The organism is Oleiphilus sp. HI0086 (assembly GCF_001635225.1).
Map to the genome: position 1 here is coordinate 1 of NZ_LWFZ01001529.1, position 794 is coordinate 794.

Sequence of the window (794 nt, forward strand, 5' to 3'; positions counted from 1 at the left end):
CTCTGGAAATGTCAGCACAGAAGACACCGTTTATATGCTCCAGGGGGCTGGCATGGAAACAGGTATTGAGCTAGACAAGCTCATTGAAGCAGGAAACAGAATTTGCAATGCAATTGGCCGAACTAATCAATCAAAAGTAGCGCTCGCATTAAAATAACCAGACTCGGAACAGCACGACATGAATCAGCAAAATAACGAATGCCTTTGGCAACCTAGCATAGACCGCATATCGCAGACAGAACTGACTCGATTCATGTCTTATCTAAATCAGCAAAGCGAACATTCATTTGAAAGCTACGATCAACTCTATCGTTGGTCTGTCTCTGATAAGCAGGCATTCTGGTCACAGCTGTGGGATTTCTTTGATGTCAAAGGTCATAAAGGCGAACTCACCTTGCTTAATGAAGACAAGATGCCGGGTGCGCAATGGTTTCCAAATGCGACCTTGAACTTTGCCGAGAATCTGTTGCGCCAAGCTGAAAGCAGCCCTGCATCGATAGCGATTGTTGAACGTGGCGAGCATGGCCTTAGAACAGAGCTTAGTTACCAGGAACTACTCCAGCAGGTTAATAAGTGTGCCACATATCTTAAGCAAGTGGGCGTAGCAAAAGGCGATGTGGTAGCCGGCTTCCTACCAAATAGTTGCTATGCGGTGATTGCCATGCTTGCTACAAGTAGCCTCGGTGCAATCTGGACATCCTGTTCACCCGATTTTGGCGTAACAGGCGTGCTCGATCGCTTCGAACAAACTCGTCCTAAAGTCCTTTTTGCTACAGACGGTTATTACTATGGAA

The 794-nt window shown here is 46.3% G+C and carries 1 protein-coding gene; it reads left to right on the forward strand.

All coding sequences use genetic code 11. From position 1 onward, the window contains the following. Positions 1-178: 178 nt before the first annotated feature. A partial coding sequence (locus A3756_RS25685; RefSeq protein WP_156490781.1) for an AMP-binding protein occupies positions 179-794 on the forward strand: 616 nt, incomplete at its 3' end.